Origin of the sequence: Rhizobium sp. CCGE531 (assembly GCF_003627795.1) — a bacterium.
GTDB lineage: Bacteria > Pseudomonadota > Alphaproteobacteria > Rhizobiales > Rhizobiaceae > Rhizobium.
On record NZ_CP032684.1, the window covers coordinates 1 to 15,466 of the forward strand.

At 59.5% G+C, this 15,466-nt stretch carries 17 protein-coding genes; 13 read left to right on the forward strand and 4 right to left on the reverse strand.

Annotation, left to right across the window (positions count from 1 at the left end; all coding sequences use genetic code 11):
- The first annotated feature begins 401 nt into the window (after positions 1-401).
- Genes CCGE531_RS00005 through dnaQ form a run of 5 tightly spaced genes read left to right on the forward strand, consistent with a single transcriptional unit; the run spans position 402 to position 4,039 of the window.
- On the forward strand, positions 402-1,223 hold the full coding sequence (locus CCGE531_RS00005) for a pyruvate, water dikinase regulatory protein (protein ID WP_120662350.1): 822 nt from the start codon (positions 402-404) through the stop codon (positions 1,221-1,223).
- A 33-nt stretch (positions 1,224-1,256) separates the two neighbouring features.
- Positions 1,257-1,856 carry a Maf-like protein gene (locus CCGE531_RS00010; protein ID WP_120662351.1) on the forward strand — a complete coding sequence of 200 codons (600 nt, stop codon included), beginning with the start codon at positions 1,257-1,259 and terminating at the stop codon, positions 1,854-1,856.
- Positions 1,849-2,706: a shikimate dehydrogenase gene (locus CCGE531_RS00015; RefSeq protein WP_120662352.1), complete on the forward strand. Its 858-nt coding sequence runs from the start codon at positions 1,849-1,851 to the stop codon at positions 2,704-2,706. Before CCGE531_RS00010 ends, CCGE531_RS00015 begins: the two co-directional genes overlap by 8 nt.
- Positions 2,706-3,305 carry a dephospho-CoA kinase gene (coaE, locus tag CCGE531_RS00020; protein WP_120662353.1) on the forward strand — a complete coding sequence of 200 codons (600 nt, stop codon included), beginning with the start codon at positions 2,706-2,708 and terminating at the stop codon, positions 3,303-3,305. Before CCGE531_RS00015 ends, coaE begins: the two co-directional genes overlap by 1 nt.
- 17 nt (positions 3,306-3,322) lie before the next feature.
- Positions 3,323-4,039 (forward strand): DNA polymerase III subunit epsilon, encoded by a 717-nt coding sequence (gene dnaQ / locus CCGE531_RS00025; protein ID WP_120662354.1) that lies wholly within the window; start codon positions 3,323-3,325, stop codon positions 4,037-4,039.
- Between the two features lie 82 nt (positions 4,040-4,121).
- Here the strand turns inward: dnaQ and secB are convergent, their stop codons facing one another.
- Positions 4,122-4,604 (reverse strand): protein-export chaperone SecB, encoded by a 483-nt coding sequence (gene secB / locus CCGE531_RS00030; RefSeq protein ID WP_112339883.1) that lies wholly within the window; start codon positions 4,602-4,604, stop codon positions 4,122-4,124.
- 92 nt (positions 4,605-4,696) lie between these two features.
- Positions 4,697-5,215: an FxsA family protein gene (locus CCGE531_RS00035; protein WP_120662355.1), complete on the reverse strand. Its 519-nt coding sequence runs from the start codon at positions 5,213-5,215 to the stop codon at positions 4,697-4,699.
- A gap of 146 nt (positions 5,216-5,361) precedes the next feature.
- On the opposite strand from CCGE531_RS00035, the gene CCGE531_RS00040 reads away from it, so the two are divergent.
- From CCGE531_RS00040 to gyrB, 5 genes are all read left to right on the forward strand, one after another.
- Positions 5,362-6,063, forward strand: coding sequence for a Tim44/TimA family putative adaptor protein (locus CCGE531_RS00040; protein WP_120662356.1), 702 nt, complete (start codon positions 5,362-5,364; stop codon positions 6,061-6,063).
- Complete coding sequence (locus tag CCGE531_RS00045) at positions 6,060-7,178, forward strand: murein transglycosylase A (RefSeq protein ID WP_120662357.1); 1,119 nt, start codon at positions 6,060-6,062, stop codon at positions 7,176-7,178. The genes CCGE531_RS00040 and CCGE531_RS00045 overlap by 4 nt, the downstream gene beginning before the upstream one ends.
- A complete protein-coding gene (locus CCGE531_RS00050) occupies positions 7,178-7,756 on the forward strand; it encodes a Smr/MutS family protein (RefSeq protein ID WP_120662358.1) in 579 nt (192 codons plus the stop codon). The genes CCGE531_RS00045 and CCGE531_RS00050 overlap by 1 nt, the downstream gene beginning before the upstream one ends.
- Positions 7,753-8,118: a helix-turn-helix domain-containing protein gene (locus CCGE531_RS00055; protein ID WP_120662359.1), complete on the forward strand. Its 366-nt coding sequence runs from the start codon at positions 7,753-7,755 to the stop codon at positions 8,116-8,118. Before CCGE531_RS00050 ends, CCGE531_RS00055 begins: the two co-directional genes overlap by 4 nt.
- Before the next feature lie 260 nt (positions 8,119-8,378).
- Positions 8,379-10,814 (forward strand): DNA topoisomerase (ATP-hydrolyzing) subunit B, encoded by a 2,436-nt coding sequence (gene gyrB, locus CCGE531_RS00060; RefSeq protein ID WP_120662360.1) that lies wholly within the window; start codon positions 8,379-8,381, stop codon positions 10,812-10,814.
- A gap of 65 nt (positions 10,815-10,879) precedes the next feature.
- Here the strand turns inward: gyrB and CCGE531_RS00065 are convergent, their stop codons facing one another.
- Positions 10,880-11,479, reverse strand: a complete 600-nt coding sequence (locus tag CCGE531_RS00065) for a nitroreductase family protein (RefSeq protein ID WP_120662361.1) — start codon at positions 11,477-11,479, stop codon at positions 10,880-10,882.
- Between the two features lie 80 nt (positions 11,480-11,559).
- Positions 11,560-11,859 carry a DUF2218 domain-containing protein gene (locus CCGE531_RS00070; protein ID WP_120662362.1) on the reverse strand — a complete coding sequence of 100 codons (300 nt, stop codon included), beginning with the start codon at positions 11,857-11,859 and terminating at the stop codon, positions 11,560-11,562.
- 176 nt (positions 11,860-12,035) lie between these two features.
- On the opposite strand from CCGE531_RS00070, the gene CCGE531_RS00075 reads away from it, so the two are divergent.
- The 3 genes from CCGE531_RS00075 (at position 12,036) to CCGE531_RS00085 (ending at position 15,446) form a co-directional block, all read left to right on the forward strand.
- Entirely contained in the window at positions 12,036-12,989 is a 954-nt protein-coding gene (locus tag CCGE531_RS00075; RefSeq protein ID WP_120662363.1) for a glutathione S-transferase family protein, read from the forward strand.
- A 64-nt stretch (positions 12,990-13,053) separates the two neighbouring features.
- A complete protein-coding gene (locus tag CCGE531_RS00080) occupies positions 13,054-14,472 on the forward strand; it encodes a pyridoxal-dependent decarboxylase (RefSeq protein ID WP_120662364.1) in 1,419 nt (472 codons plus the stop codon).
- Between the two features lie 131 nt (positions 14,473-14,603).
- On the forward strand, positions 14,604-15,446 hold the full coding sequence (locus tag CCGE531_RS00085; RefSeq protein ID WP_120662365.1) for a fumarylacetoacetate hydrolase family protein: 843 nt from the start codon (positions 14,604-14,606) through the stop codon (positions 15,444-15,446).
- Positions 15,447-15,466: the final 20 nt, after the last annotated feature.

Sequence of the window (15,466 nt, forward strand, 5' to 3'; positions counted from 1 at the left end):
AGGCGTCGTCCTATATAAAACCAAACATATATTAAAAGGTTTCTATTTCTTAGAGTCTGTGAGTAGCAAGGATTAAAGTTCATTCATTGCCTGTCCAATTTGTCGCGCCTTACGCACGGATCTGCAAAGATTCCGATGCCAATAGCCGATATGTGGAAAAGGAAGATAATTTTTCAATCTTTTGAGAGGGTTGCCGAGAGATCCGGCATAGCTCGCTCTGGGGATAAGTCGGGGATGGGAGTGGTATTGCCGATCTTGTCCACATTACCCACAGCCACGGCGAAAGCCTTCTCGCGAAAATCCCAAATGTGGAAAACTCGGCCGTTTTCCACTTGCCGAGGATAGGCCCCTTCTCGTACCTGTCTTCTCTCCCGAGATATCAACAGGCGATGGAAAGTAGCGTGGAAAACCGAACAAGCTTCTTTCATCTGCACCTGATTTCTGACTCAACGGGCGAGACTCTCATCTCCGCCGGCCGTGCGGCCTCGGTGCAATTCCATGCCAGCCAACCGATCGAGCATGTCTATCCGCTGATCAGAAACCGCAAGCAGCTTCTGCCGGTTCTGGAGGCGATCGATAACAGCCCCGGCATCGTCCTCTATACGATCGTCGATCGCGAACTCGCCGAATTCATCGCCGAGCGGTGCAAGGAGATGGGCGTGCCTTGCGTCAATGTTCTCGAACCGGTCATGAATGTCTTCCAGACCTATCTCGGCACGGCATCGCGCCGCCGCGTCGGCGCGCAGCATGTGATGAACGCCGATTATTTCGCCCGCATCGAAGCGCTGAACTTCACCATGGATCATGATGATGGGCAGATGCCCGATGACTATGACGATGCCGATGTCGTCATCATCGGTATCAGCCGCACCTCGAAAACGCCGACGAGCATCTATCTGGCCAATCGCGGCATCAAGACCGCCAATATACCCATCGTCCACGGCGTGCCGTTGCCGGAGAGCCTGGGCAAGGCGACGAAGCCATTGATCGTCGGGCTGGTGGCAACGACCGACCGTATCTCGCAGGTACGCGAAAACCGCATTCTCGGCACGACGCCCGGCTTCGATCGCGGCGGCTATACGGATCGTGCCGCGATCTCCGAAGAGCTGAAATATGCACGGTCCCTCTGCGCCAGGCACAATTGGCCGATCATCGATGTCACGCGGCGCTCGATCGAAGAGACCGCTGCCGCCATTGTTGCCCTGCGCCCCAAGCTGCGTTAAGCGCTGCACATTATTATCTCGGAGGCAGCCGTCATGACCGTGCCCCTTATCCTTGCATCATCCAGCCCGTTCCGGCGAATGCTGATGGAAAACGCCGGATTGCATTTCCAGGCCATCGCCGCCGGTATCGACGAACGCGCGATCGAAGCGCCGCTGGAGCGGGATGGCGCCAGCCCGGATGCCGTCGCGCTCGTGCTGGCAAAGGCGAAGGCAAAGGACGTCAGCGATCGCTTCCCCAGCTCGCTCGTCATCGGTTCGGATCAGACCATGTCGCTGGGTGACCAGGTCTTCCACAAGCCGAAGACGATGGCGGATGCGGAAAATCATCTGCGGATCCTGTCTGGTAAAACGCATCGCCTGAACAGCGCCATCGCCCTGGCGCGCAATGGCGATATCATTTGGGAACATGTGTCGCACGCGGATCTGACTATGCGGGAGCTGCCGGCTGATTTCATCCATCGGCATCTCGGCCGCGTGGGTGAAAAAGCATTATCGAGCGTTGGTGCCTATCAACTCGAGGGAGAGGGCATCCAGCTTTTCTCGAAAATAGACGGCGATTATTTCACGATCGTCGGATTGCCGATGCTGCCGCTGCTTGAAAAACTGCGTGAACTGGGGGCAATCGATGGATGATTCACGTGAAACACTGGGCGTAAACGCTTTCGTAACGGGTTATCCGATCAGGCATTCACGTTCGCCGCTGATCCACGGTTACTGGCTGAAGCAGCTCGGCCTGGCCGGCAGCTATCGCGCGCATGAAGTCCCGGCAGAGGATTTCGCAGCTTTCATCGCTTCCCTGAAGGATGGCTCCAGCGGCTTCGTCGGCGGCAATGTCACGATCCCTCACAAGGAAGCGGCGTTCAAACTCGCCGATCGGCCGGACGAGCTTTCGGAAGAACTCGGTGCTTCCAACACTTTATGGCTTGAGGATGGGCTGCTGCATGCGACGAACACCGATGGCCGCGGGTTCACCGCGAACCTCGATGAGCGTCATCCCGGCTGGGATCGCAGCGACCGCGCCGTGATCCTCGGGGCGGGCGGCGCGAGCCGGGCGGTGATACAGGCCGTGCGCGATCGCGGCTTCAAGGAAATCCATGTCGTCAACCGCACGGTCGAGCGGGCGGGGGAGCTGGCGGATCGTTTCGGCGAACGGGTTCATGCCCATCCGATGGCAGCGCTCGGCGACGTCATGCAGGATGCCGGCCTTTTCATCAACACGACCTCGCTCGGCATGGACGGCGAAGCCGCGCCTCGGATCGATTTCTCGCCCCTTGTACAAGAGGCTGTCGTCACCGACATTGTCTATATACCCTTGAAGACGCCGCTTCTGGCGCAGGCCGAGGAACAGGGCTTTGCCATCGTTGATGGTCTTGGCATGCTGTTGCACCAGGCGGTGCCGGGCTTCGAAAAATGGTTCGGAAAGCGTCCGGTGGTTGATGATACTTTGAGGGCGTTGATCATCGCGGATATGGAAAAACATTGATGATCAGGATCGGGCTGACGGGATCGATCGGCATGGGAAAATCGACCTCGGCGAAACTCTTCGCCGAAGCCGGGATCCCGGTGAACGATTCCGATGCGGTCGTGCATGATCTCTACAGCGGCGAAGCGGTTGCTCTGGTCGAGGCTGCCTTCCCCGGTACGACCCGCGACGGCAAAGTCGACCGGCAGGAACTCAGTCGGAAGCTCGCAGGCGATCCCTCCGGTTTCAAGCGTCTCGAAGCCATCATCCATCCGCTCGTTCGTGAGCGTGAGCGCGAGTTCCTGGAACGTCAAAGGCAGGCGGGCGCCGATATGATCGTGCTGGATATCCCGCTGCTGTTCGAAACCGGCGCGGATAAAAGGGTCGACAAAATCGCCGTCGTCAGCTGTGATCCACAGATTCAGAGAGAAAGAGTGCTTGCCCGGCCGGGCATGACGGAGGAAAAATTCAACATGATTCTCTCCCGGCAAACGCCGGATCCGGAAAAGCGGGCACGCGCCGATTACGTCATCGATACGGGCGGCAGTATCGATGCGGCCCGCGAGCAGGTCAGAGAGATCATCGCGGATCTGCGGCGCAAGCAGCGGAATAGGAAATAGGAAAGCGGAGCCCCGACATGCGCGAAATCATTTTCGATACGGAAACCACCGGTCTCGACAACAGGGCAGACCGTATCATCGAAATCGGCGGCATCGAGCTCTTCAACCATTTCCCGACCGGCAAGACGCTGCATATATTCATCAATCCTGGCGACCGCAAGGTTCATCCCGATGCACTTGCCGTGCACGGCATCACCGATGAATCACTGAAGGACAAGCCGGCCTTCGAAATCGTTGCCGATCAGATCCTCGAATTTTTCGGCGATGCCAAATGGATTGCGCATAACGCCACCTTCGACATGGGTTTCGTCAACGCCGAATTCGCAAGGCTCGGCCGGCCGCCGATCCTCCCGGATATGGTGATCGACACCTTGGCTATGGCGCGGCGCAAGCATCCCATGGGTCCGAATTCGCTGGATGCGCTCTGCCACCGCTATGGCATCGACAATTCGCATCGCACCCAGCACGGCGCGCTTCTCGACTCCGAACTGCTGGCCGAAGTCTATATCGAGATGATCGGCGGCCGGCAGACCGCGCTCGGCCTCGGCAGTGTCATCGGTTCGTCGGCGCGCTCACGCCAGAATGATGCCGCGGAGGACATCGTCGGCGATATTTTCGAACGGCCCAATCCCTTGCCAAGCCGGTTGAATGAAGAAGAACTCGCGGCTCATGCCGCACTGGTCGCCAAGCTCGGCGCGAAGGGAACTTGGTCCAAATATCGCACATCCGAATAAGGGTGCTTCCTCAGGTACCAAAGAAAATGCCCGGGTCTTGCGATCCGGGCATTTCTGTCTTCCAGTAAGCAGAAATTCAAGCTTAGTTCGGAACGGCCGAAACCTGGGCGCGGGCCTGTTCTTCAGCCATGCGCTGCGTGAACATCTGCGCGAAATCGATCGGGTCGATCATCAGCGGCGGGAAGCCGCCATTGCGCGTGACATCGGCGATGATCTGGCGCGCAAAGGGGAACAGCAGGCGCGGGCATTCGATGAAAAGCAGCGGCAGCATGTGTTCCTGCGGGAAGCCGGTGACGCGGAAGACGCCGCCATAGACCAGCTCGGTGTGGAAGAGAACGCGCTCGCCATCCTTGGCTTCGGCGTTCAGCGTCAGCACGACGTCGAAATCCTCGTCCGACAGCGGGTTGGCGTTGACATTGACGTTGATATTGATGTCGGGAGCATTTTCCCGGGCCTGAAGCGAGCGCGGAGCGCCCGGATTCTCGAAGGAAAGATCCTTGGTGTACTGAGCAAGGATGCTGAGGCTCGGGCTGGCTGCACCGTTGCCGTTGGTCTCGTTGGCCATGGGGGTGTCCTCTCACGTCTCGATGGGTGTCGCCATCTAGCATTTAGAATAGGGGCTTACAACCCTGTGGCCCGGCGCTCAATCGCGCTGTTCTAGTCCTTTAGCCGCTTCTGGTCGGACCATGGCGACTTGCGGTTCGGCTCGCGATGGAAATCTGTTTCATCCAGATCGACGACCGGTGCGGGATTATGCGGTTGGCCTTGCGGACCGGCGCCCGGACCCTGTCCTCGCCGGAAGGCGCGCGAATTGCCGACGACGACGATGCGCTTGCGCAGGACTGTCCAGGCGAGATCGCGCACGGCCGGAATGAAAAGCAGCAGGCCGATAATGTCGGAAATGAAGCCGGGCAGCATCAGGAAGAAGGCGGCGACGACGATCATGGCGCCATGCACCATCTCGCGGCCGGGATCGCCACCATTGCGGCTTTCGGCCGAGATGCGCTGGAGGATCCCGATCCCTTGAATTCTGAGGAGAGCGGCACCGAGCAGCATGCTGAGGATGATGAGCCCCAGCGTTGCCCAGACGCCGATCATCTTTCCGACGACGATGAATCCGGCGATCTCAGCCAGAGGCATCAGAGAAACGAAGATAGGAAGAAGTGATAGGCGCATGTTACGGTGGTCCTGAAAGCGGGTTTCTTCGCGTAAGCGTTGGTTTCTCGCGTATAATAAAGAAACTGGTCCGCTATTTGAATGATACATCGATGCGGACTATATGGGGATTAATCTTTTAATTTTAACGGTGGTTCCGATACGAGATGGGTGCAAACGACTTTGTGACGATCTTTTTCCTGGTGGCGGCGGTGCTGATCTTCTTTCAGCTGCGCAGCGTTCTTGGCCGCCGCACGGGGAATGAGAAGCCGCCGCGCGATCTCTATGGTTCCGCAGATCCGGCAAATGGCCCGACGCCGCCGGACGCCGGCAAGGTCGTGACCCTGCCGCGGCGCGATGCGACCGAAGAGGAAGACCGTTTTGCCACCGTCGATGCGTTCACCCCGGCCGGAACGCCGCTGAACGACTCGCTGCGTGAAGTGAGCAAGGCTGATCCCGCCTTCAATCCGAAGGAATTCGTCAACGGCGCCCGCATGGCCTATGAGATGATCGTCATGGCCTTTGCCGATGGCGATCGCAAGTCTTTGAAGGGATTGCTGTCGCGTGAGGTCTATGACGGTTTCGATGCCGCCATCGCCGATCGCGAAGGCAAGGGCGAGAAAGTCAAGTCGACCTTCGTCAGCATCGACAAGGCTGATATTCTCAGCGCCGAGGTGAAGGGAACGGAAGCCCTCGTCACCACGCGCATCGTCAGCCAGATGATTTCTGCCACCTATGACAAGGCGGGCACCTTGATCGATGGCGATGCCGAAACCGTGGCCGAGATCAGCGACCTCTGGACCTTCGCCCGCGACACGCGTTCGCGCGATCCGAATTGGAAACTCGTGGCGACCGAATCCGAACAATGACGATCCCATCGCAGGAATTCAGGCTGGAGCCGGCAACCTTCGCCGATCTGAAGGGCTGGAAGGACGATGATCCTTCCAGCCTTTTTCGCGCAATGAAGGACTGTCGGGCCTATATCAGCGATGTGAAGCCCTATCGCACGGGCTCTGCCGGACTGACGGCCGATGATCTCCTGTCGCTTCTCGATGCCGCTGAAGGACGCAAACCGCGCGATGCGGCAGAAGCCCGGTCTTTTTTCGAGGAGCATTGCCAGCCTTTCTTCATCCGCCGCGATGGCGGGGCGACCGGTTTCGTAACCGCCTTCTACGAGCCGGAAATCGAAGTATCGGCCGAGCCGAACGAAACCTACCGCTATCCCTTTTATCGCCGGCCGGATGATCTGATCGATCTGGATGACGGCAATCGCCCAGCAGAATTAGACCCGTCCTATATGTTTGGCAGGGTTTTGGACGGCACAGTTTCCGCCTATCCCGATCGTGGCGAAATCGATCGCGGCTATCTCGAAGGCAAGGGGCTGGAAATCGCCTGGGCGAAATCCAAGGTCGATGTCTTCTTCGTGCATGTTCAGGGTGCCGCGCGCCTGCGCTATCCGGATGGGCGTCTTGGCCGCATCACCTATGCCGCCAAGGCCGGCCATCCCTTTTCGGCAGTTGGTCGCTTGCTTATCGATCGCGGCTTGCTCGATCGCGCAACCATATCCATGCAAACGATTCGCGACTGGCTCTATGCACATCCCGAGCAGGTCGATGAAGTCCTCTGGCACAATCGATCCTATATCTTCTTCCGCGAAGCCGAGGTCGGCGATGTGGGCCTAGGCCCGATCGCGGCCGCCAAGGTGCCGCTGGTCGCCGGCAGGTCCCTGGCGGTCGATCGGCTGATCCACACCTTCGGCTTTCCCTTCTTCATCCGTTCGGAAAGCTTGACGCATCTCGATGCCGGAAAGCCTTTCGCGCGGCTGATGCTGGCGCTCGACACGGGGTCGGCGATCGTCGGGCCGGCGCGCGGCGATATCTTTACCGGTTCGGGCTATGATGCCGGGGAGCTCGCCGGCACCGTGCGCAATGACGCCGATTTTTATATATTCATTCCGAAGGCGGCGGCGCAGAGGTTCGGCTGATGGCCCCGGAGAACAAGCAACGAAAGCTCAGCGCGGAGGACCGCATCCTTTGGGGTAAGGTCGCCAAGAGCACCCGACCCATGCCGGGCCGCATGACGGATATCGAGGCTTTCGAAGCAGCGTTGCAGGCAGAAGCCGAAAAAGAGGAAAGCAGCCGTGCCGCAAAGGCAAAGGCGGCACCGGTGTCCACGAGCGCGCAGGAAACTCCGACGCCCCCGAAACAGCCTGCCGGGCGCCATCACCCGCTGGAACGTCCCGTCAAGCGCAAGATCGCCAAGGGCCATTTGGCGCTCGAGGCCCGCATAGACCTTCACGGCCTCATCCAGAGCGAAGCACATTCCATGCTTCTGGATTTTCTGCTGCGAGCTCACGGTCGCGGCCTTCGCCATGTGCTCGTCATAACTGGCAAGGGCAGCTCCATGGGCAGCGAGGGAGCCTTGAAGCGCGCCGTGCCGCTCTGGTTTTCCAAGCCGGAATTCCGCTTTCTGATCTCCTCCTACGAGACGGCGGCGCAACATCACGGCGGCGAGGGCGCGCTTTATATCCGCCTGTCGCGCTTGAAGGGGGAGAAGCTTTGACCCCGTTCGGCGAAGCGGTGCGAAAGCTGCGGCTGCGCAAGGGCGTCTCGCAGAAGCAGATGGCGGCGGCGCTGAACGTGACTCCGGCTTACTTATCCGCCTTAGAACATGGGAAGCGCGGCTTGCCGAGCTTCGATCTGCTGCAGCGCATCGCCGGATACTTCAATATCATCTGGGACGAAGCCGAAGAACTCTTCCTGCTGGCCCGGTTTTCCGATCCGCGCGTCGTCATCGATACATCCGGGCTTGCGCCCGAATATACGGCCTTCGTCAACCACTTGGCGGGCAAGATCCGCGGCCTTGACGCCGCGACGATCCGGGAACTGGCCCGGGTTCTGGAAAATGCCGGCAAAACCGGCTGAAAACCGCCTTAATCCCCTGTTTTATACCTCATTTCGGGGCCTTCCGTTTGGAACTTCAGGGTGAAACATCCTATATACAAGCTAGGAAAAACCGCTGATTCGTTAGAGTCGGATGATTTTAGGTCTATTCGACCTAAAATCTGAATCCGCTCTAAACTCAAAGAAGTAGAGCATGATGTCGTCCGAAAACGCTCACACTTTTCGGCATCATGCTCTAAGGATCGGCAGGGTTCTCTAAAACGCTGGAAAGACTTCAATATATGACCGACACATCCGTAACCGATAACGGTGGCAACGCCGAGTATGGCGCAGACTCCATCAAGGTCCTGAAGGGACTTGATGCGGTGCGCAAGCGTCCCGGCATGTATATCGGTGATACGGATGACGGCTCGGGCCTGCATCACATGGTCTATGAGGTCGTCGACAACGCGATTGACGAGGCCTTGGCCGGCCACGCCGATATCGTGACGGTGACGCTCAATCCCGATGGCTCGGTCACGGTCACGGACAATGGCCGCGGTATCCCGACGGATATTCACAGCGGCGAAGGCGTTTCGGCGGCTGAGGTTATCATGACCCAGCTTCATGCCGGCGGTAAGTTCGACCAGAATTCCTACAAGGTTTCCGGCGGTCTGCACGGCGTCGGCGTCTCGGTCGTCAACGCGCTTTCGGTCTGGCTGCGCCTGAAGATCCGCCGTCAGGGCAAGATCCATGAGATGAGCTTCACCCATGGCGTTGCCGATGCACCGCTGAAGGAGACGGGCGAGGCGGGCAATGCCACCGGCACGGAAGTCAGCTTCATGCCGAGTTCGCAAACCTTCACCATGACGGAATTCGACTACAGCACGCTGGAACATCGGCTGCGCGAACTGGCCTTCCTCAATTCCGGCGTCCGTATCCTTCTGACCGACAAGCGTCATTCCGACATCCGGCAGGAAGAGATGCTCTATGACGGCGGCCTGGAAGCCTTCGTCGCCTATCTCGACCGCGCCAAGAAGCCGTTGGTCGACAAGCCGGTTTCCATCCGCAGCGAGAAGGACGGCATCACCGTCGAAGTCGCCATGTGGTGGAACGACAGCTACCACGAAAACGTGCTCTGCTTCACCAACAACATTCCCCAGCGCGACGGCGGCACGCATATGGCCGGCTTTCGCGCGGCGCTGACGCGCCAGATTACCTCCTACGGCGAGTCATCAGGCATCACCAAGAAGGAAAAGGTGACGCTGACCGGCGACGATTGCCGCGAAGGCCTCACCGCCGTGCTGTCGGTCAAGGTTCCCGATCCGAAATTCTCTTCGCAGACGAAGGACAAGCTGGTCTCGTCAGAAGTCCGTCCGGTGGTCGAAAGCCTCGTCAACGAAGCGCTTGGCACCTGGCTCGAAGAACATCCGTCCGATGCCAAGGTGCTGGTCGGCAAGGTCGTCGAGGCCGCAGCCGCCCGCGAAGCCGCCCGCAAGGCGCGCGAACTGACCCGCCGCAAGGGCGCGCTGGATATCGCATCGCTCCCCGGCAAGCTTGCCGATTGCTCCGAGCGCGACCCGGCCAAATCGGAAGTGTTCCTCGTCGAGGGTGACTCGGCAGGTGGTTCGGCCAAGCAGGGCCGGTCGCGCGAAAACCAGGCCATCCTGCCGCTGCGCGGCAAGATCCTGAACGTCGAGCGCGCCCGCTTCGACAAGATGCTGTCGAGCCAGGAAATCGGCACACTGATCACGGCACTCGGCACCGGCATCGGCAAGGACGAGTTCAACGCCGAAAAGCTGCGCTATCACAAGATCATCATCATGACGGACGCAGACGTCGACGGCGCGCATATTCGCACGCTGCTTCTGACCTTCTTCTTCCGGCAGATGCCCGACCTCATCGAGCGCGGCCACCTCTATATCGCCCAGCCGCCGCTTTATAAGGTGACGCGCGGCAAATCGGTGCAATATGTTAAGGACGAGAAGGCGCTGGAAGAATATCTGATCGGCCAGGGCACCGACGATGCAAGCCTCCGCCTTGGCAACGGCGAAGTGCGTGTCGGCCAGGATCTGCGCGAGGCGATCTACGACGCGCTGCGCCTGCGCACACTGATCGACAATCTCCATTCGCGCTATAATCGCGCCGTTGTCGAGCAGGCGGCCATCGCCGGCGCGCTTCATGCCGAAATGGTCAGCGATCCCTCCCGCGCGGAAGCGCTGGCAAACGAAGTTGCCAACCGGCTTGACGTCATCGCCGAGGAAACCGAGCGTGGCTGGACCGGTGCCCTGACGGGCGAAGGCGGCCTGCGCTTCGAGCGCACGGTACGCGGCGTCAAGGAAGTCGTCGTCCTCGACATGGCGCTCATCGGCTCGCAGGATGCCCGTCTCATCGATCAGTTGGGTTCGCGCCTGAAGGAAGTCTACCAGACCCCGCCGAAGCTTACCCGCCGCGATGGCGAGACGGAGATTTCCGGACCGCGCATGCTGCTGGATACGATCTTTGCGGGCGGCCGCAAGGGCCTGACGCTACAGCGTTACAAAGGCCTCGGCGAGATGAACGCCGAGCAGCTCTGGGAAACGACGCTCGATCCGAACGTCCGCACGCTGTTGCAGGTGAAGGTGACGGACGCGACCGATGCCGACGGCCTGTTTGCCCGGCTCATGGGCGACGAAGTCGAGCCACGCCGCGAGTTCATTCAGGACAACGCGCTGAACGTCGCCAATCTCGACATCTGACCGCTCGCTTCAGACATAAAAAGGCCCGTCAGGAACATCCGGCGGGCCTTTTCTTTTTTTATCAATTACTTGGCGATGAAAGTGCCGTTGAAGGCGAGTCCCGAAAGCGGGTTGCGCTGGCTCGGCACTTCGCGCTCGCGCAGCTTTTCCGGAAGCTGGTTCTTGTCGCCGACCTTGCCGATTGCAACGGCTGCCTCGACGCGGAAACCTTCGGGAACACCGAGAACCTCGTAGGATTTCTCGACATGGAAGCCACCCATGCCATGGGCCGCATAGCCGGCTAGATGTGCCTGGATCGCCAGGAAGCCCCAGGCTGCACCGGCATCGAAGGAATGGCTGTAACTGGGCTTCTGTTCGGCGGAACCGAGTTCGCCGCTGTGGGTGCGCGAGATGACGAAGAGCAGTGCCGAGGCGGATTTCGCCCAGCCCTGGTTGAACTCGACGAGAAGGCTCAGGAACTTGTCCCAGTTTTCCGAACCGCGCAGGGCGTAGACGAAACGCCAGGGCTGCAGGTTCGAGGCGGAGGGTGCCCATTGGGCGGCTTCCAGAATGGTCAGCAGATCAGCTTCCGGCATGCTCTCGTTGGAATAGGCGCGGGGAGACCAGCGGTCGAGAAAGAGCTTGTCGATTGGATATTGGGATTCGCGGCTATTGCTTGATGTCATGGGACTTCTTTCACTAGAGGGGATCAGCTCTCAGTCCGCGGAAAACGGGCTATTGGCTGGCTATGAACAGAGGACGGAACCTATACGCTGGTCGCACCGGCAGTCCAGGCCACGTCGAGCTCTTCGCGGAAGGCGAAGCGCTTGAGGTGATCGGCGACGACATTCTGCATGCGTTCGAGATCTTCGGGCTTCTCGACCGTCAGCGTCATGATCAGGATGCCGGGCTCTGCCGCCAGATCAAGGGAGTTTTCCGGGCTGAAGGGCACCTTGCCGGCCGCCGCATCGAATTCCACGCTGAAGCGGTGGCTCCAGTGCTTGCAGAGCTGTTGAAGATAACGGCTCGCATGATCGGTTTTAACGTTGGAAATGGATGTCGCCATGGGATGATGCTCCAATAAACCTGATCGCAAAACCTGATCGCAGTCAGCACTTTTCATACATAGAGCTATCCGCATTCTCCAGGTAGACAGTCTGTTTCAAGTTTGCGTTATTCCGGTGAAATTCTGTTCCGCTATGGTGTCCTTATGAAGGAACAGGTGCGAGTGGAGACAGAACCTTGCTGGTAAATGGGAAATGGACTGAGGATTGGCAGCCGGTCCAGGCCAAGGATGAGAAGGGCGGTTTCGTTCGCCAGACCTCGAGTTTTCGGAATTGGGTCACGCCGGATGGCGGGGCAGGACCGACGGGTGAAGGCGGCTTCAAGGCAGAGGCCGGCCGCTATCATCTTTATGTCGCGCTGATCTGCCCCTGGGCGTCGCGGACCCTGATCGGCCGCAAGCTGAAGGGGCTGGAAGAGGTCATTTCGATTTCCGTCGTCGAACCGGTGCTGTCCAAGCAGGGCTGGCGGTTCGGCGATTATCCAGGCGCCACCAATGACGCCGTCAATGGCGTCACCTACATGCACGAGATCTATACGAAGGCTGATCCCCATTTCACCGGCCGCGCCACCGTGCCTGTGCTTTGGGACAAGCAAAAGGGTACGATCGTCAACAACGAGTCGGCTGATATCCTGCGCATGTTGAACGGCGGCTTCGGAGATCTCGCCGGCAACGACATTGATCTTCATCCCGCCGACAAGCGGGAAGAGATCGACAGATTCAATGCCCGGATCTATCCCGTTCTCAACAATGGCGTCTATCGCGCCGGCTTCGCCACGACGCAGATCGCCTATGAAGAGGCCTTCAACGAGGTATTCGCTTGCCTCGATCGGGTCGAGACGGAACTGGAGGGCAGGGATTTCCTCTTTGCCGACAATCCGACCGAGAGCGATATCAGGCTGTTCGTCACCCTCGTCCGTTTCGACGTCGCCTATCACGGCCTGTTCAAATGCAATCTCCGCCGTCTGTCCGATTATGCCAATCTCCAGTCCTTCTGCCGTCGCATGCTGGATTGGCCCGGCATTGCGGAAACGGTGAATTTCGATCATATCAAGCGCGGTTACTACTCGATAGCAACGCTCAATCCCACAGGCATCGTGCCGCTTGGGCCTGCTCCCGACGAGCTGTTCTGATACTCGACCAAGTATCAGAACCGGTCTAAGGTCCCCCTCGTTCGATGGAGCGGGGAGGACCGTCATGGATTGGGAAGAGTTCCGGCAGTGGTCGGAGAAAGCAGCGCATTGGGGCGCGGATTATCGCGCGTCGCTTCGCGACAGGCCGGTCCGGGCGAAGATGGCGCCGGGAGAAATCGCCGCCCACATCGCGGACTCCCCGCCGGTAACAGGCGAAACCATGGAGGATATCTTCAAGGATTTTGAGGATATCCTCGTTCCTGGCATGACGCATTGGCAGCACCCGCGCTTCTTCGCCTATTTCCCCGCCAATGCGGCCCCCGTCTCGGTGGTTGCCGAATATCTGGTCAGCGCCATCGCCGCCCAATGCATGCTCTGGCAGACATCGCCTTCCGCGACGGAGCTTGAAACGAAAGTCGTTGACTGGCTGCGCCAGGCGCTCGGCCTGCCGGAAACATTTACCGGCGTCATCCAGGATTCTGCCTCGACCGCCACGCTTGCCGCGGTCCTCGTGATGCGCGAGAGAGCACTCGACTGGCAGGGTAACAGAAGCGGGCTCGCGGCCAACAAGGCGGTGCGCATCTATTCCACCGACCAGGTTCACACCTCCATCGACCGCGCCATCTGGATATCAGGCGTCGGCGAGGAAAACCTGGTGCGCATTCCCTCTGCTGGTCCCAGCAAAGCCATGGATCCGCGCGCGCTTGCCGCCGCTATAGAGCGCGATCGTGCGGCGGGGCTTTTGCCGGCCGGCGTCATCGCCTGTGTCGGCGGCACCAGCGTTGGCGCCTGCGACGATATCGCCGCCGTCGTCGAAGTCGCGCATGCGCGCGGGCTCTATGTCCATGTCGATGCCGCCTGGGCAGGCTCCGCGATGATCTGCCCGGAATTCCGCACGCTTTGGCAAGGCGTCGAGCAAGCCGATTCCGTCGTCTTCAATCCGCATAAATGGCTTGGCGCGCAGTTCGATTGCTCCGTCCAGTTCGTTCGCGAGCCGGAGATGCTGGTTCGCACGCTCGCGATCCAGCCGGAATATCTGCGCACCCATGGTCATGACGGCATCATCAACTATTCGGAATGGTCGGTGCCGCTCGGCCGTCGCTTCCGCGCGCTGAAGCTCTGGTTCCTGCTGCGCTATCACGGCCTGGAAGGGCTGCGGACCATGATCCGCAACCATGTTTCCTGGTCGCGGAATCTGGCTAAGCGCCTTGCCGCCGAACCCGATTTCGAAATCGTCACCGAGCCCTTCCTGTCGCTGTTTTCCTTCGATCACAAGGCGCCAGCGGGCGTCGGACAGGAGGAGCATACACAGCGGCTGATTACGGCCATTAACAATGACGGTCGGATCTACCTGACGCTGACTCGCGTCGACGGCCGGCTGGTCATTCGCTTCCAGGCCGGACAGTTCGAGGCGACGGCCGAAGATGTCGACATGGCCTTCGACGTCATCGTCGAAATCGCCAGGTCATTATCCCCGAGCTAGAAAAGCTGTTTTTCCAGCGCGGAGGGGCGAGCCATGCTAGGCTTCCAAAATCGATTGATGACACTGGTGAATAATTCGTTCATATATGATGTTATCAATCTCGTCTTTGAAAATGCAGGGAAGGAAAATCCATGAAATTGTTGCGTGTTGGCGAAGTCGGCAAGGAAAAACCGGCGCTTCTGGATAGCGACGGCAAGATCCGCGATCTCTCCGCCCATGTCGGCGATATCGGCGGCGAGGCCATTTCGCCTGCCGGCCTGGCGAAGATCGCAGCCCTCGATCCGAAGAGCCTGCCCGAACTGGCGGAAGGTCGCCTCGGCGCTTGCGTTGCCGGCACCGGCAAGTTCATCTGCATTGGCCTGAATTTCTCCGACCATGCTGCCGAAACCGGCGCCACCGTACCGCCGGAGCCGATCATCTTCATGAAGGCAAGCTCGGCCATCGTCGGCCCGAACGACAATGTGCGGATCCCGCGCGGTTCGGAAAAGACCGACTGGGAAGTCGAGCTCGGCGTCGTCATCGGCAAGACTGCGAAATATGTCAGCGAAGCCGATGCGCTTGATTATGTCGCCGGTTACTGCGTCTCGCACGACGTATCCGAACGCGCTTTCCAGACCGAGCGCTCGGGACAGTGGACCAAGGGCAAGTCCTGCGACACCTTCGGCCCGATCGGCCCCTGGCTCGTCACCAAGGATGAGATCGCCGATCCGCAGAATCTCGGCATGTGGCTCAAGGTCAACGGCAAGATGATGCAGAACGGCTCGACCAAGACCATGGTCTACGGCGTTGCCTACCTCGTCTCCTATCTCAGCCAGTTCATGTCGCTACATCCGGGCGACGTCATCTCCACCGGCACGCCTCCCGGCGTCGGCATGGGCATGAAGCCGCCGCAATATCTGAAGCCGGGCGATGTCGTCGAGCTCGGCATGGAAGGCCTCGGCTCCCAGCGCCAGACCTTCCTGGCCGACGCATAACGTGTACGGCTCGGGAACTT

Coding starts and splice junctions, on each gene's coding strand:
- CCGE531_RS00010 (WP_120662351.1), top strand. CDS start 1,257: ATGACCGTGCCCCTTATCCTTGCATCATCCAGCCCGTTCCGGCGAATG.
- CCGE531_RS00015 (WP_120662352.1), top strand. CDS start 1,849: ATGGATGATTCACGTGAAACACTGGGCGTAAACGCTTTCGTAACGGGT.
- coaE (WP_120662353.1), top strand. CDS start 2,706: ATGATCAGGATCGGGCTGACGGGATCGATCGGCATGGGAAAATCGACC.
- dnaQ (WP_120662354.1), top strand. CDS start 3,323: ATGCGCGAAATCATTTTCGATACGGAAACCACCGGTCTCGACAACAGG.
- secB (WP_112339883.1), bottom strand. CDS start 4,604: ATGGCCAACGAGACCAACGGCAACGGTGCAGCCAGCCCGAGCCTCAGC.
- CCGE531_RS00035 (WP_120662355.1), bottom strand. CDS start 5,215: ATGCGCCTATCACTTCTTCCTATCTTCGTTTCTCTGATGCCTCTGGCT.
- CCGE531_RS00040 (WP_120662356.1), top strand. CDS start 5,362: ATGGGTGCAAACGACTTTGTGACGATCTTTTTCCTGGTGGCGGCGGTG.
- CCGE531_RS00045 (WP_120662357.1), top strand. CDS start 6,060: ATGACGATCCCATCGCAGGAATTCAGGCTGGAGCCGGCAACCTTCGCC.
- CCGE531_RS00050 (WP_120662358.1), top strand. CDS start 7,178: ATGGCCCCGGAGAACAAGCAACGAAAGCTCAGCGCGGAGGACCGCATC.
- gyrB (WP_120662360.1), top strand. CDS start 8,379: ATGACCGACACATCCGTAACCGATAACGGTGGCAACGCCGAGTATGGC.
- CCGE531_RS00065 (WP_120662361.1), bottom strand. CDS start 11,479: ATGACATCAAGCAATAGCCGCGAATCCCAATATCCAATCGACAAGCTC.
- CCGE531_RS00070 (WP_120662362.1), bottom strand. CDS start 11,859: ATGGCGACATCCATTTCCAACGTTAAAACCGATCATGCGAGCCGTTAT.
- CCGE531_RS00080 (WP_120662364.1), top strand. CDS start 13,054: ATGGATTGGGAAGAGTTCCGGCAGTGGTCGGAGAAAGCAGCGCATTGG.
- CCGE531_RS00085 (WP_120662365.1), top strand. CDS start 14,604: ATGAAATTGTTGCGTGTTGGCGAAGTCGGCAAGGAAAAACCGGCGCTT.